The sequence below is a fragment of the Candidatus Glassbacteria bacterium genome, from assembly GCA_019456185.1.
In the GTDB taxonomy this organism is placed as follows: domain Bacteria; phylum Gemmatimonadota; class Glassbacteria; order GWA2-58-10; family GWA2-58-10; genus JAJRTS01.
This window is the reverse complement of record VRUH01000016.1, coordinates 17,173-33,123: the sequence shown is the minus strand read 5'-3', so window position 1 is coordinate 33,123 and position 15,951 is coordinate 17,173. Positions and strand designations below refer to the sequence as shown.

Below are 15,951 nucleotides of genomic sequence, written 5' to 3'. Positions count from 1 at the left end.
CCATCGCCTCTTCACCCAGACGGCCGCCGCGGATGCGAAGACCGCGGGCCTTACCGCCCTCGCCGCCGATCTGTACACCCGCCTCGAGCACCATCAGGTCCTCAAGCCTGGTTACGGGAGCCTCGGCCAGTTTCTCGGCGGTGATACGCTGCTTTGTCGCGGTATTGTCACGCGGCAGCAGGATTTCGCTCTCTCCCTCGATCACGATACCTTCCAGCTGGATCACCGTTGAACTCAGATTGCAATCCACGGTCATGGTCTGGCCGGCCAGCAGCAACTGGTTGGACACAGTTGTCTTCTGGTAACCGGTATAGCTGAAAGTGATGCTCTGCTGTCCGGGGGAGACATTCAAGATAAAGTAGTAACCATCACGGTTAGTGACGTTGCCGAGCCGCGTGCCCTCTACCACGATCTGCACACCCGCCAGAGGCTGGCCGGTGTCGGTGTCCCGGACAACACCCTCGACTTTCGCCGTATTCAATCCCTGGGCGAAAGCAGGGCCGGCGGCCAGCACCGCCAACATCAGCCCGAGAACTGCAGCTCGCAAGCTGTAAACCTTACTATTAATGGACATACACCCTCCAAAAGTGTGAAGAGGTTGAACCTGACAAACAAGGTCTTCCGGTTGCTCCATGTCCCTCCTTTCCGTTTTGAATCAGGATTTTTCCGGTGTTGAATTATTGCCGATCATCCTTGACGCAAATAATTCTCCTTCGACTTCCGAGGCCCCCTTTCTGTTGCCGGCTCCTTCCTTTTCCGCTCCCTTTGCGCGTCATGCCATCCGGCATCCATTCCCCCACGGCATGAATCGATACCCGGAAACGGAACAGCTATTCAGTAAGTTTCTTCGCGCCGGTTTCTTTGCCGCCCGGCCGCTTAAATTTTCCTGCAAGAGTTTCCAGTGTTTCAATTACCTTATGAGATTCACTCGATTTGTCGAAGAAGAAATCCGCGCCTGCCTCGGCGCATTTCTTCCTGTACTGTGGAAACGGATAGTTGGTGAACATGATGACCACCGGAGGGAGCTTGTCTTTCTTAACCTGCTCCAGTACTTCTATCCCGTTGCCGTTCTGCATCCTGATATCGAGGATCACGACATCTGGCTCGAGCTTTCTGATCGACTCGACCGCCTGCCTGCCGTCCCCGGCCCGGCCAACGATTTCGATGTCCGAATAACCGGTGAGAGCATCGGTCAAGTGCTCGCACATGATTTCAGAATCATCGGCAATTAGAACTTTCATCGGTGCCCGCCCGGAAGTTATCCGTCGCAACTGATTATAATTCTGCCGGATCGATAATAACACACATAAATAACACGCTCAAAACGGCGGCCTGCCATGGCCCTCGCTTTGCAACACACTGCACCGGTCAGATCCTTCGAACGGAAAACGGAGTATTACTGCTCGGTAAGCTCAGTGGTAAGAACAAGTTATATGAGGCTCACGATGTTTGTCTTATGTGCCAACCCCCCCATTGAACGGTAGAATACCGCGATTCCGGTTTATGGTAAACCGGTACGCTCATTTTATGATGTAACACATTGTTCGGAAAAAATATATCGTGTAAATACTATTTTGAGCGGGTAGGTTGTCCGATATGCTTGTAGCCTTTTTCACTACATGGACGGCGGGGACGTGGATTTGCCTGTTGCGGCGATGAAGAATTCAGTTGATCAGGCCCTCTTTCATGGCGTAGTACATTATCTGCGCGTTATTTTCCAGATTCATTTTTTCAAGGACACGCATCCTGTATGTGCTTATAGTATTTACACTTAATGACATTTCACCGGCGATCTCGCCCACGGTCTTTCCCGTGGCGATCATCTGCATGACCTGGAATTCCCTGTCCGAGAGTTTTTCGTGGGGCCGTTTGCTGCTGTCATCTTTAAGATAATCGACCAGCTGGTCGGCCATTGACGAGCTGACATACTTCCCTCCGCGCGCGACTTTTTGTATCGCGTTCGACAATTCCTGCGGTGCGCTTTCCTTTGTCAGGTAACCATCGGCACCGGCGCGGATAGAGCGGACTGCGTACTGCTGCTCCGGGTGACGGCTCAGGATGAGGACGGGGATAGATTTATTTCGTTTCTTGACCTGCTTGAGAACATCGAGCCCGCTCAGCCCCGGCATCGATATATCAAGCACCAGCACGTCGTATTTACCGCCATCGAGACGGTCGAGCACATCCGGGCCGTTTTCCGCCTCGTGCACATCGAATACGTCCTTGGTTTCGGTCAGAATTTCCCGCAGTCCCTTGCGGACAATCGGGTGGTCGTCAGCTATCAGAATCCTGATCATCGCACTTGTTTTCCTCCGGCAGCTTGATACGTACTTTAACCATCGTACCTTTATTTTTCTCACCGCAGATATCCACTTCGCCGCCCCAGGGATAAAGCCGTTCGCGCATCCCGATCACCCCGAAAGACCTGGCGTGCTCCACCTGGCCGCGGGTAATGCCTTTCCCGTTGTCGCGCACCTCCAGTATCAGGGTCCCGTCCTCGCGCACCAGACTGACCCACGCTTTCGTAGCCTCTGCGTGCCGGGTGATATTGGTCAGTGTTTCCTGCAATATGCGGAAGATGGCCGTGGACAGTTCTTCGTCCAGCGAACTGTCCTCCGCCTCCAGATTGAGTTCGCAGGTAATTCCTGTCCTGCCGGAAAATTCCTCGATCTGCCACTCGATAGCCGCCGTGAGTCCGAGGTCATCGAGCAGGGCCGGACGAAGATGGGTCGAGATCCGCTGGACCGAGCGGTTGGTGACATCGATCAGGCGCAACATCGAGTCCGCCTTTTCCTTGAGGTCATCCCGTTCGCCGGGAAAGCGCTTTTTCAGGCCGTAGAGGTCGAGCTGGAGCGCGGTCAGGGCCTGGCCCAGTTCGTCGTGGATTTCCCGTGCGATCACCCTGCGCTCCTGCTCGCGGATCATTTGCAGGTGAAGGGCCAGTTCGCGAAGCTGCTGTCGGCTCTGTTTCAACTCGTTCTCGATCCTCATCCGCTCGGTTATATCCTCGAACATCAGCCGGGTCAGGGATTTATTGGCCCGCACGTCGCGGCCGATCTTGATCTTGAACACACGACCGGCGAGTCCGGGATCGCGCAGGTGGACGTCCAGGTCGAACGTCAGCTTGAACTGTTCCAGGCTGAACATACTCTTACGCGTAAACACTTTGATATCATATATATCCAGGTCCCCGGAATAGGTCGTGAACCCGACGCAATTGTTGACGTCGTACACCGCATGCGGATCGATCATCATCAGCGGTTCGCTTTCCGTCTTACTCGACAGGTCCGTCATCCAGCGTGTCAGCCTGCCTCCCGTCCGCTCGATCCGGATGTTGTAATCGGTTCGGGGCCTGAGCGGCTCCGGCCTGGAGACGATATCCACACCCGCCCGCTGCATCCTGCTCACCCTGTTCGAGTATGAGCCGGTGCAGATCGTGTATCCCGAAATATCCGGAAAATTCGAGACACGCCCGGGAGAACCGGAAATAATCGCCGAAACATCCATAATATGCTTTTTACGGCGCGAGGTCCTGGCCGTGAACTCGAGCCGGATATCCTCTTCAGCGCTGCCGAAACCCTGGTGGTACATTGCATAACAGTCGCGAAGGTCGGCCAGCCTCGCGCGGTGGCGCAGACGCCTCCGTCCTCTTTTGACCGCGATATCCCAGAGGTTCTCGTCTTCCCCGGCTGAACACAGCCAGGTTTCGCCGATCCGGTCGCTGCTCTCCGGGCCCTCGTAGCGAACTTCCCACCCCCGTCCCTGATCGTAGGGCAGGTGTTCCAGGCGATCGACTGTCCGCTGGTATTCCATGATCTTCTCGAAATCCTCGCCGGTCAGGAATTCGTTGAGTGAGGCACGGCGCTGGGCGAGATTGATAACGCCTTCTGTCAGCAGCAGGAAAGAGTTCGAGTACCCGATTATCTGCCATTTCTCGTTGAGGATCAGTTCCGGGTTGTGGATCGTGGAACGGATCGTGTAGATATCCTTGGCCAGTTCCACGAGGTTGACGCCGTCCTGGCTGCTCTCTTCAGCCCTGCCGCCATTATCGATCCGGTTAACGGCCGTGGAACTGGATTCTACAGGATCTTCTTTTGGATTGCTGCGGAAATTAGCCAAAGCAGGTCTGCCGCCCGGTTAAATTGGCGTCCGGTCAAGTCGCCGGGGAAAGTGCGTCGAATTACCCGAACGCGATAATCCTGTCCGCTCTATTCACCCTGCACCTGTTCTGTCAATTTCTATCAGGATTGGATGAGCGGACTACCTGAATATTAAAGCATTCACTATTGGAATACAATAAATCCGCCGCCGGCACCCCTGTTCATAGATAAATCTCCGCTTGCGAACCTGCAAATTATTTTGTTATTTGTCTCCGATTCTGTTACTTTCCAGCCGTTAACTCCCTTTCTGAATACTGTTTTAAGCATTTGTTTCAACCAGCGCGGCCCGCCCGCCGGACTCGAAAATGAACCGTCAGCGATTCAATCTTCTGCTCTACGTCTGCTTCCTGTTCTCCGGCGCCAGCGGCCTGGCGTTCGAGGTGCTGTGGATGCGCAAGCTGACGCTCGTGTTCGGCAACACCGTGCACGCGGTCAGCACGGTCGTGGCGGTGTTCATGGGCGGACTGGCCCTGGGAAGCTGGCTGTTCGGACGGTGGGCGGACCGTTCGGAGAAACTGCTGAGGACCTACATCCTGATCGAGCTGGGGATCGCGGCCAGCGGAGCGGCGATCAGCCTGGGCCTTCTGCCTGTGCTCGACAGCGTCTACGTGGGTCTGCACGGGATGGGACTGGGCGAAGGCGTTCTGCTGTTCCTGGTCCGTTTCCTGCTTTCGGCGGCAATCATGCTGGTGCCCACCGCGCTGATGGGCGGCACCCTGCCGGTGATCGGCCGCTACCTCGTGCGCTCCAGCGGTGAACTGGGAGCCAGGATCGGGACGCTCTACGGACTGAACACAGCCGGCGCGGTGGCCGGCGTGCTGGCCACCGGTTTCTGGCTGATCATGCTTTTCGGCGAAACAACCAGCGTGCTGATCGCCGCCTGCGGCAACCTGATCGCCGCGGTGCTGGCGGTGGCGGTTCTCCTGGCCGGCACGGCCCCCGCTGACCCGGTCGAAACCGTGAGCGTGAAACCCGCCGGCGGGCCGTACACCGCGGGCAGGATGAGAGTCGTGCCGCTGATGTTCGCAATCAGCGGGTTCGCGGCGCTGGCGTTCGAGGTCCTCTGGACCCGCGCGCTGATCTATTTCGTCGGCCTTTCGGTCCACGCGTTCACGATCATCCTCACCTGTTTCCTGGCCGGGATCGCGCTCGGCTCGCTGATTGTCACTCCCCTGGTCGACCGCTTCCGCAGGCTGTTCCTCGTTTTCGGCACGCTGCAATGGGTGATGGCGGTAGCGGGGCTGGCCAGCCTGCCGCTGATCGGCCGGCTCAACGATATCTACCAACTGCTCAATCTCTGGCTGGGGGCCACAAGCTGGAACCAGGTCACGCTGGTCAAGTTCGTGCTCTGCCTGCTGGTGCTGGGAGTGCCCACACTGGCGATGGGCGCCGCGTTCCCGGTGGTCAACCGGCTGTTTATCTCCAGCCCCAAGATGCTGGGCCGTGGAGTCGGGACCCTTTACGCGGCCAACACGGTCGGGACAATTCTCGGTTCGCTGGCCGCCGGCGTCCTGCTGCTGCCCCTGTTCGGCATCAGCGGCTCGATCGTGGCTGTCTCCCTGATCAACTCCGGCCTGGCGTTCTGGGCCGTGCGCCTGGAAACCGGTAAGGATGCGCTGCAGCGTCGGATCGCGCTGGCGGGACCAGCAGCGCTGGTGGCGGTGATGGTCTGGGTGGTGGTTTCGGGTTCGCTGGGGCCGATAGTGCGGTTCAGTCTGCACAACGCGGGCAAGGAAATCATCTATGTCAACGAGACCACCGAGGCCAGCGTGGCCGTGCTGCGTAACATCGACGGGAGCCGGGAGCTGAATATCAACGGCGAGAGCACGGCCTACACCGGTTTCGACGATATCGTGATCCATAAACTGCTCTCTCACCTGCCGATTCTGTTCCACGAAGACCCGCGGAGCGTGCTGGTGGTGGGATTCGGCTTCGGCAGTACGCTCTACACGGCCACCCGCTACGACCTTGAACGGATAGAGTGCGTGGAACTCGTACCCGAGGAAGCCTCGACAGCGGCGTATTTTCTGCCCGAAAACCACGGCGTACTCGACAGCCCGGACGTGAAGATCGTCTTCAACGACGGGCGCAACCTGATCCTGACCAGCCGGGAAGAGTACGACATAATCAGTTTCAACGCGATTCACCCCAAGCTGAGTCCGATGCTGTACACGCACGATTTCTACAAACTCTGCCGCCGGGCGCTCAAGCCGGACGGAACTATCTGCGCCTGGCTGCCCACCAACGGGTTGACCCTGATCGAGTTCAAGAGCCTGCTGCGCAGTTTCGTGGACGTGTTCCCCCAGACCAGCCTGTGGTGGTGCAACCCGGCCAACGTTATCCTGCTGGGCACCAGCGGGCAGACCGTGATCGACTACCCCCGCTGGCGGAGCCTGCTGGCCCGGCCAAAAGTGAAGGCCGACCTTCGCGAGGTGTTCCTCGACCACCCGCTCTCGCTGGCCTCGCTGTTCATGATGGGCCCTGAGAAGATGCAGGCGCTCACGGCCGACGCCCCGCTGAACACCGACAGCCGCCCGGTTATCGAGTTCAGCCGCACGATGGCGCCCACCGTGCCGATGGAAACTTACCGCTGGATGATAGATAACCTGGAACCGATCACGGATTACACGGTATGGAACAGTGGCGATGCCCCGGACGACAGCCTGGACGCTCTGGCCGAGCGGATCGGCTACTGGTACGAACCGCGGATCGATTTCTACGAGGGGAAGTTCGCCGCCTGGGTCTTCCAGGAACCGACCGCCGCGATCAACCTCTACCGCCGCGCGCTGGCCAAAAACCCGGGAGACGACTATATCCGCCATTTCGCCGACCCCCGGCCGCCCGACGCTGACTCGCTGATATCGCTGGCCCGTCAGGACCCCGACGACTTTATCGTCCGCTACCAGCTCGGAGATTATTACTCCGCCATCGGCGATCTGGAATCGGCCCGTCGCTGGTACAGCCAGGTGACCAGGATTATCCCCGAGCACACTCAAAGCTGGTTTCAGCTCGGTGTGGTCGCCAGCGGCCTGGGCCTGGAATCCCAGGCCGAACGATATTTCCGCACCGTTCTGGAGATTAACCCGGCCAGCCCGCAGGCGATGTTGAACCTGGGGCTGATCCGCTACCGGGCCGCGGATATGAGTTCCGCCGAGGACTACTTCCGGCGGGCGATCAGCGTCAGCCCGGACTACGGGGCGGCCGTTTTCAATCTCGGCAATCTGGAACTCCGCCGCGGCGATGTGGGCGAAGCGGAGCGGCTCTACCGCCTGAGCCTGGAAAAGGACCCGTTCAACCCGCTGGCCTGGCTCAATCTCGGTGTGATTCTCACCAACCGGGGAGATTACGAGAGGGCTGCCGGTTGCTACCGGCGGGCGATTGAGCTTAACACCGGCCTGGTAACCGCCTACAGCAACCTGGCGCTGACCTACGAGAAAATGGGCCGGGACGAGGACGCAGCCCGCTACCGCGAACTGGCCCGCCGGTTGGAATCCCGGCGCAATCAGCCCGTCAACTAGGGCATGCCGTCCGCCGGAGGGCCGGCGGTAACAATGGAGCGAGGAGAGAGGGATGCACCTGCTGTTGATGATCCCGAGCAGCCTGCTGCTGGTGATGATGTTCCTGCACTCGTGGCGCTACCGCGGCCGGGGCGTGACAATCGCCTTTTTCGGCCTCTGCTTCGGTTTCGGACTGCTGAGGGGCAACACGATCTACTGGATTATCACCACGTTTCTTAGCGGCGACACCCTGCCCTACCTGTTCCTGCGCCCGGCTATCCGGCTGTGGAACGCATCGATGCAGGAGTGTATCGGCTGGATTTTCGCGCTCTATCTCTGCTGGAGTACGGCCGAGTGGGTGCTGGGCCGGCGGGGCCAGGATAAAATCGGGCTGTACCGCCTGATCGGCCTGGCCGGGTTCCTGATGGGCAGCGTGGCTTACGCAATCGAGGCGGCCGCGGCCGCGGCACAGTGGTGGGTCTGGGTTTTCCCGGTCAAAAACCCGTTCTTTGTCGAAACCCCGTTCGTGGGCATCGTGGCCTGGATCAGCGTCTCGGTGGACTTCCTGGCCGTGTTCCTGCTGATCCGTCACCGGGCGGCGCGCGGCTGGTGGGCGCTGGCGCTCCTGCTGCTGTTTCCCCTGCACATGTGGACCCATTTCAAGCTGGGCAACCTGGCGGTCTGGCTGCCGTTCAGTCCCAACGAAATCTGGCATTTCGTGATGATAGCCCTGCTGGTCTGGGGAATCGCGGTGGACGGGCCGCAGGTGACTCCCTGGACCGTGGCCGCCGCTAGCGACAGCAGCAGGGGCTCCTGGCGCAAGTGGGGAGTGCACGTAGCCTTGACCGGCTTCCTGCTGGTACTCGCGCTGGTCCATTTCGCTCTCACGGGCCGGCCGGCCGAGGCGATCAGCATGGCGCCGTTCGTGATCGGCGTATTGTTCTTCCGCCCACCGCTGGCCGCCGGCTTCCTCGCCCTGTCATCGCTGGTCTATTTATTGACCGGCGGGGAATGGACCTACCTGATCGCGCCATCGATCGTGTTCGCCGTCTTCGCTTTCGGCAGCGGCCCGGTCCAGCTGCGGCTCCCGCTGGCGCGCAGGAGGGAGATCGCCCTGGCGGCAATCGGGTTGGGGCTGGCCTGGAACTATTACCTGTACCACGAGCGCTTCTTCCGCTACAACGAATTTCAGGAGCTGGGCAAAGAGCTCGGCCAGGCGGAGAGCCTGGCCGAGGTGGACAGCCTGCTCGGCGAGTTCCCGTCACCGCTGAGACCCGAGGATGCGTTCCATTACAACCTGCTGGGCGCCAGACTGAACCAGGCCCATCGTTTCTCCTCGGCCAGAAAAGTGCTGCTGAAGGCTGTTGAGTGCGACATCACCTATGCCTATGCCTATTTTAACCTGGGCTGGTGCTACCGCAATCTGGACAACCTGGCGGCGTCGCTGCGCAACTACGAACGTGGCCTGGAACTGAACCCGATCGATTTCAACAGCATTCTCATCCTGGGCGAAATGTACCAGGAGCAGGACAGGCTTGACGACGCCGAAGAGCTATACCGCCGGACATTGACTTTCCGGCCCGACCGGACCGAAATAATTCTGGCCCTGGAAAGCGTGCTGTATGCCAGCGGCCGGGTTGAGGAGGCGATCGAGCTGCTGAAAAACCGTCTGCCGGACAACGCCGAGGCGCGTAAAATCGAGGGGCGGCTGGCGGCCGACCTGTTCAAGGCGGGGCGGAGCGATGAGGCGGTGGAGCATTACAAGCGGGTAATTACCGAAAACGTGGAACAGCTTTATGGGGCCAGCCTGAGCCTGGCCCTGATTTACTGGCGGGACAGGCAGCAGCCCGAACGGGCGCTGGATTTCGTGTCCGTGGCCAACAGGGTCAAGCCGACAGTTGACACCTACAGTCTGATGGGCCGTCTGCTGGAAGAGCTGGGCCGCAACGAGCAGGCGCGCCGTGCTTACAGGATGGCCGATTCCCTGGCCGCCGGTCACTGATTATCAGCATCAAGTAATTCGCGGATTTTGGTTATCAGCTGAGACGGCTGGAATGGCTTCTGGATAAACTCGATTCCCTGATCCAGAATCCCGTGGTGTACGATCGAGTTGTCGCTGTAGCCTGAGATATAGAGCACTTTCAGCCCGGGATACTGTTCCTCCAGTTTCCGGCTCAGGTCGTGCCCCCCCATTCTGGGCATCACCACATCGGTAACCAGCAGGTGAATCTCACCCCTGTAAGCTTTAACCACTCCGAGCGCGTCCACGCCATCCTCTGCTTCCAGAACGTGATAGCCGGTATTCCGCAACGATCTCGCAACAACCTGGCGCACCGACGGCTCATCCTCGGCCACCAGGATTGTCTCCGTGCCCCGAGGGGATTTTCCCCTTCCGCCCTCCGCCTCCCTGCCCGCGCTTTTGCCCATCGATCTGGGCAGGTAAACTTTGATCGTCGTGCCCACGCCTTTTTCCGAGTAGGCCCAGATATTACCGCGGTTCTGCTTGACCATTCCGTAACTGGTCGACAGCCCGAGGCCGGTACCTTTGCCGTGTTCCTTGGTCGTGAAGAACGGTTCAAAAATATGTTTCAGCGTGCTCTCATCCATGCCGGTGCCAGTATCGCTCACGGCCAGGACAACGTAATCGCCGGGCTTTGTGCCGGCGTGGTTTGCCGTATATTCGCGGTCCAGGGTGACGTTTGCCGTTTCTAAAGTCAGCTTACCCCCGTCAGGCATCGCGTCCTGGGCGTTGACAACGAGATTTGTGAGGACTTGCTCCAATTGCCCCGGATCTATCTTGACCGGCCAGAGACCGTCCTGGGGCAGAGTTGTCAGTTCGATATGCTCACCGATCAAACGCCGCATCAGCTTGTCGATATCTTCCAGCACATCGTTGATATTGACGATTTTCAGCTTGACAATCTGGCGACTGGAAAAAGCGAGTAACTGGCGTGTGAGTTCCGCGGCCCTGTCGGCTGTCGCTTTAATCTCGGTGAGGTCCTCGTAGACAGAGGCTTCCGGATCGATTGTCGTCAGGGCCAGGTCGGCATTGCCGATTATCGCGGTGAGCAGGTTGTTGAAATCATGGGCCACGCCACCGGCCAGCCTCCCGACCAATTCCATCTTCTGGGACTGGTGCAGCTGTTCAGTGAGCTTGCGACGGTTCTCCTCGGCTTCTTTCTGGGCTGTCAGGTCATTGAAGCCGCAAAATACCTCCGCCACCTCGCCGTCGGCTCCGTATTGCGGCACGGCGTCGACCTTGATCCAGCGGAACTTTTGCTGGCGGGGATTGAACACGCCCATCACCGTTGCGTAAACAGGCTTTCCGGTACGAAGCGCCACGGCCACGGGAAATTGATCGGCTGGAAAGCGTTTGCCGCTCTCGCGGATCGTGTTCCATCCTTCATCGCTGTTGTCAACCTGTTCCATCTGGTCTGAATCCAGGCCGAGAATTTCCAAGGCGGCCGGATTGAAGGAAGTTATCCGTCCGTCCGGGCCGAAGCTGATAATACCCTGGGACAACGTATCGAACAGAGTGCGGTAGCGGGATTCGCTCTGCAGCAGGGCCGATTCCGCCCGTTTGCGTTCAGTGACATCCTCGAACATCAGCATGTACATCATCTGATCGATAATAATAACACGCTGTTCCAGTTTGAGGTTGAACAATCTCTCTTTCAGCTCCGGGATGGCAATCTGCACCTCGGTATCGAACTGGAGACGGAACTGGTCGATGGAAAAACGGGACGGGCGGGTAAATATTTCGATGCCGTGGATTTCCATGGCGCCGGAAAAGGTGGTGAACCCAACGTGGCCCGGCCCGTCGAACACGGCCCTGGGATCGATGGCGACAAGGTCGTCCGCTTTTTTTCCCGTGCTCAGGTTGCGCAGCCTCCGGACAAGCCTCCCGCCGATGCGCTCCATATCCACCTCGTAGTCGGTTGCGGGGTCCAGGCTCTCCCGGACGGTGGTCATGTACGCGGCCCTGCTTTGAATACCCCCGATCGTATTCTCGACCGATCCGCTCAGCACGGTGTAACCAACGGTGTCGCACAGGAAATGCTCATCAACGGCGGTGCCGTTGATAACCAGCGACAAGTCCCTGATCATCGCGGCATCATCGGGTGTGCGAAACCTGTATCTTACCCGGATATCTTCCCGGGCGCCGCCGTACTCCTCACGGCTCATCAGGTAGCAGTCATTGTTGTCCTCCGGGTGGGGAGTGTGCACGATGATTCGTTTGCCGTCTCTTTCCCCGCTGGTCCAGTACTGCCCGGAGCATTTTCCGCCAACCTGCCAGAAAGAGCCGATCTCATCGGCTGTGTCAAACCCTGAGTAAACCATCCTCCATTTCCCGCCGCGGTCATAATCCAGGGTCTCCAGGGCCCGATGCCGGGCCAGATAAGCCTGGACCTCCTCGAATCCGTCCGGAGTCAGGAATTCGCTGAGATGCTTTTTGCCCTGCGAGAATTCGGCGACTCGCGTTGTGAGATGGAGAAAATTACTGGTGTAGGCGTTGATGCGCAGGTCCGAATCCAGGTACAGGATCGGCATGCCTGTCAGCGCGAGGATGGCATGGTTGTTCCGGGACAGTCTGATAGTAGCATCGAGCGATTCCCGTAAGAGGCTCCGGAGATCATCACATTTTTCCCGCAAACTGCTCAGATCCGCGGAGTCAGCGGCCCTTTTCTTGACGCTCAATTATTCCTCGCGGGCTTTGATGAAAAATTCCAAACGGATTCCAACCTTTTATTTAAATTTACTGGCAACTCATAATTTTGTTCGTTTTTAGTTCTATCATAATCTCCGGCTTTTTTCAATCTTTATTTGCATTCACGTTTTGAAAGCCGGACGGTCATTCGCCTGTCATGCGTGAAAGACCTCCTTTACCCTTGTTGTCCTGCGCGGGGGAATATAAAATTTTTTTGTGTTAGATTAGTGCTCGTGATAGGATTGATTAATACCGCGATACAAGAATAGCCACAGACTGCTGATTCAGCTCGTCCCTGCAACCCAAGGTCATGCTTCGGACTCTCTGCGGAGAAAGGCAGGTACGGCAAAGTTTGTCGAGAACCTAACCACCTGCTCCGGAAGGAATATGAAGATGGCATCCTTCATCCGCACCAGCCTGAACCGAGAACGGCATCGTATGTGTAAAATCGTTGTGATTACTTTCGCGCTTGTGATGCTGTCAACTGTCGGGAGATCGGCACTGGCCAGCGGCGGAGACTCCTCGGCCGCGGGCGCTCTCGATCCGTGGACGATGATCATGGGGCTGCTTGGCGGGCTGGCCCTGTTCCTTTTCGGCATGGAGCAGATGGCGGATGGGCTCAAGGCGATGGCCGCCGACCATCTTAAGGATATTCTGAAAAGGCTGACTTCCAACCGCATTATCGGCGCCATCACCGGCGCAATAGTCACCGCCGTAATTCAGTCATCCTCCGTGACCACCGTGCTGGTAGTGGGCTTTATCAGCGCGGGCGTACTCTCCTTATCGCAGGCCGTGGGGATTATTTTCGGCGCAAATATCGGCAGTACGTTTACCGCCCAGCTTATCGCTTTCAAGGTGACCAAGCTGGCGCTGCTGATGGTTGCAGGCGGTTTTGCGATGCTCTTTATCTCCCGCAAGGATCAGGTAAAGCAATACGGGGCGATGATCATGGGCCTGGGCCTGGTGTTTTTCGGGATGAGCCTGATGAGCGATGCAATGAAGCCGCTGAGGACTTACAGCCCGTTTATAAATTTGATGACCCGCATGGAGATACCCGTGCTGGGCATACTGGTCGGGGCGGCATTCACCGGACTGGTCCAGTCCTCGGCCGCGACAACCGGAGTGGTGATCGCGATGGCGAGCCAGGGACTGATCACCTTGACCGGCGGCATTGCCATCATTTTCGGAGCCAATATCGGCACCTGTGTAACGGCACTGCTGGCTTCGATCGGAAAACCGCTTAACGCTTTGAGGGCCAGTGTTATCCACATTTTGTTCAATGTTTTCGGCGTGCTGCTGTGGGTGGGATTTATCGACCGGCTGGCGGACCTCGTCATGATCGTATCTCCCGTAGCCGAGGGGCTTGCCGGTACGGAAAAGCTGGCGGCCGAGACACCGCGCCAGATCGCCAACGCGCATAGTATTTTCAATGTCGCCAATACGCTAATCTTTCTTCCGTTCGGTTCGTTGTTCGCCCGGTTCGTCAAAATGATTTTACCGGACAAGGAAATTGTGGTCGATGCCACGACTGGTCTGGCTGTGGAGTTCAAGACTAAATTTATCGACAGGGATCTGCTGACGGTTCCGTCGATGGCCCTCGAACAGGCGCGCAATGAAATAATTGACATGGCGGGGTTGGTCGAGGGAATAATCAAAGATGTCATTCCGAGTTTTAAGAGCAGCGACCCGAAAACAGCGGAACTTATGTTGGCCAGGGAGGCGGAAGTAAAATATCTGGGCAAGGAGCTGGAGCAGTATCTGATCGAAATGTCCCGGCGCAATTTGAATCAACAGCAATCCGAATTATCCTCCCAGTATATGGATATCAACTCCGACCTGAAACACATCGGTAAAATAGTCAGGAAGGATTTTACAATGCTGCTTCGCAGTAAAGTGGAGGAGGATGTTGTTTTTACAGCGGAAGAACATGATAAGTTGCTGGAATATAATAAGACGATCAGGGATAATCTGTCCAAGGCAATCAGGGCTTTTTCCGAGGATAACGCAAAGTTGGCCAGGGAGATAGTCCGCGCTAAACCGCTGGTAGTCAAGCAGCTCAGGGACTATAGAGCGCTGCGTTTCGAGCTTTCCAAGGAGGGGAACGGTAAGTCGGTTGCCAGCCGGGACGCCCATCTGGACCTGGCCGATTTTCTGCGCCGCGTGTACGCCTATTCGGAAGCGATTGCCTTCACCTTGCTCGAGGGCTACCTGGATGGCAGAACGGCTGAGCGGCCAGCCGAGGAAAAAGTCATGGCTGAGGCTGTTTGAGGTGCACTTAACCCGGCTTGTGTGAGCCTGATTGAATTTTCTTACTCCAGATTGGGGCTTTTTCCGGTCCGGGAGCCGTCCTTGCCGGACGGCTTTTTTATTGCGCGGTTTTTAATTATATTAGTTTAACCACAAGTCATACCTAATCTTAAAGGCTTGCAAATGAATAAGATGACTGCTTTTTTGTTTTTGTTTGCCCTGGTCGCTTGCGGATGTGCGGAATACAAAACCAGAAGAGCGCTGGTTGCCGACGGCGCTCCGGGAAATGTCGGCTCGCCGGTAAGATTTGAAATTGTCAACAGTGATTCAACCAGCAGCCTGGTGTTTGAAAACCACTCCGATTTTTCCCGGCTCTACAGCGCCCACGGCGGACTGAATATCGTCGTGCGCTGGAACTGCCACATTTACAAGGACAAGCCCAACCGGTACGTCCGTGTTACTTTCGGCTGCAATCAGTATGGCTGGTTCCTGGATTCGATCAATGAATCCGATGGTACTTGTCCATAGCGGAATTTGCAGCCCGGCCAGCCAACCCGTCAACAGTGGAGCGTTTCGGAATGACCAGATCGATGCTCTTACTCGCCTTGAGCTTTACTGTAATTGCGTGTCCGCCCTTACGGGCGGCAGATACCTCGATTATGGGCAAACTGAGGTTCGCGGCCGATTTCGAGGACGGCGGCCTGGAACGCTGGCGGGCGACCGATGCAGCGGCTTGGAGGATCGAAGACGATCCGGTGCGGGGAAAAGTGCTGGCCCTCTTCGGTGAAAGCAAGTACGAGCCTGATGTCCGCTCCCCGTTCAATATTAACCTCCTGAAGGACCTGGAAATCGGCAGCTTCGTCATGGAGCTGAAAATCAGGTCGACAATCGAGGACTATTACCACCGGGACATCTGCCTGTTTTTCGGCTATCAGGACCCGTCCCATTTCTACTACGTCCACCTGGGTAAAACCGCGGACCCCCATGCGAATTCTGTCTTTATCGTCGATGGAGCGCCGAGGCTGTCGATTGCCTCGAACCGCAGCGATGGCACGGACTGGGACGACGAGTGGCATCACGTGCGGCTGGTCAGGGATGTGGAGGAGGGTACGGTCGAGGTATATTTCGACGACATGAGCACCCCGGTGATGAGTGCGACGAATGACCGGTTCGGCAGCGGCAAAATCGGTGTCGGCTCGTTCGATGATACCGGCCTGTTCGACGATATCAAGATCTGGGACAAGAAATAATCTGCTGTCACGTCCGCCCCCGGCTCGATTTATCCGGGGTTCGGCGGGTCAGGCGGACCACCCTCTTGTCCTGCTGCGCCTTTGCCTGG

The 15,951-nt window shown here is 57.5% G+C and carries 9 protein-coding genes and 1 pseudogene (1 of these 10 only partly in view); 5 read left to right on the top strand and 5 right to left on the bottom strand.

Annotated features, from left to right (window positions below; all coding sequences use genetic code 11):
* The 4 genes and pseudogenes from FVQ81_08115 to FVQ81_08100 form a co-directional block, all read right to left on the bottom strand.
* Positions 1-634, bottom strand: a pseudogene (locus tag FVQ81_08115) (hypothetical protein); it reaches 23 nt to the left of the window's first position.
* A gap of 196 nt (positions 635-830) precedes the next feature.
* Positions 831-1,241, bottom strand: a complete 411-nt coding sequence (locus FVQ81_08110) for a response regulator transcription factor (GenBank protein MBW7996513.1) — start codon at positions 1,239-1,241, stop codon at positions 831-833.
* 423 nt (positions 1,242-1,664) lie between these two features.
* Entirely contained in the window at positions 1,665-2,297 is a 633-nt protein-coding gene (locus FVQ81_08105) for a response regulator transcription factor (GenBank protein MBW7996512.1), read from the bottom strand.
* Positions 2,275-4,119 carry a sensor histidine kinase gene (locus FVQ81_08100; GenBank protein ID MBW7996511.1) on the bottom strand — a complete coding sequence of 615 codons (1,845 nt, stop codon included), beginning with the start codon at positions 4,117-4,119 and terminating at the stop codon, positions 2,275-2,277. The genes FVQ81_08105 and FVQ81_08100 overlap by 23 nt, the downstream gene beginning before the upstream one ends.
* A gap of 346 nt (positions 4,120-4,465) precedes the next feature.
* Between FVQ81_08100 and FVQ81_08095 the strand changes: the two genes are divergently transcribed.
* Together FVQ81_08095 and FVQ81_08090 are read left to right on the top strand one after the other, a co-directional pair.
* Positions 4,466-7,678 carry a tetratricopeptide repeat protein gene (locus FVQ81_08095; protein ID MBW7996510.1) on the top strand — a complete coding sequence of 1,071 codons (3,213 nt, stop codon included), beginning with the start codon at positions 4,466-4,468 and terminating at the stop codon, positions 7,676-7,678.
* A 52-nt stretch (positions 7,679-7,730) separates the two neighbouring features.
* The gene (locus FVQ81_08090) at positions 7,731-9,659 is read left to right on the top strand and encodes a tetratricopeptide repeat protein (GenBank protein MBW7996509.1); all 1,929 of its coding nucleotides are present in this window, start codon (positions 7,731-7,733) and stop codon (positions 9,657-9,659) included.
* Here FVQ81_08090 and FVQ81_08085 read toward each other — a convergent pair.
* Positions 9,653-12,355: a response regulator gene (locus FVQ81_08085; GenBank protein MBW7996508.1), complete on the bottom strand. Its 2,703-nt coding sequence runs from the start codon at positions 12,353-12,355 to the stop codon at positions 9,653-9,655. The genes FVQ81_08090 and FVQ81_08085 overlap by 7 nt on opposite strands.
* Before the next feature lie 397 nt (positions 12,356-12,752).
* Here FVQ81_08085 and FVQ81_08080 point away from each other — a divergent pair, with 397 nt between their 5' ends.
* The 3 genes from FVQ81_08080 (at position 12,753) to FVQ81_08070 (ending at position 15,862) form a co-directional block, all read left to right on the top strand.
* A complete protein-coding gene (locus tag FVQ81_08080; protein MBW7996507.1) occupies positions 12,753-14,633 on the top strand; it encodes a Na/Pi cotransporter family protein in 1,881 nt (626 codons plus the stop codon).
* Between the two features lie 162 nt (positions 14,634-14,795).
* On the top strand, positions 14,796-15,140 hold the full coding sequence (locus FVQ81_08075; protein MBW7996506.1) for a hypothetical protein: 345 nt from the start codon (positions 14,796-14,798) through the stop codon (positions 15,138-15,140).
* A gap of 131 nt (positions 15,141-15,271) precedes the next feature.
* Complete coding sequence (locus tag FVQ81_08070) at positions 15,272-15,862, top strand: LamG domain-containing protein (GenBank protein MBW7996505.1); 591 nt, start codon at positions 15,272-15,274, stop codon at positions 15,860-15,862.
* Positions 15,863-15,951: the final 89 nt, after the last annotated feature.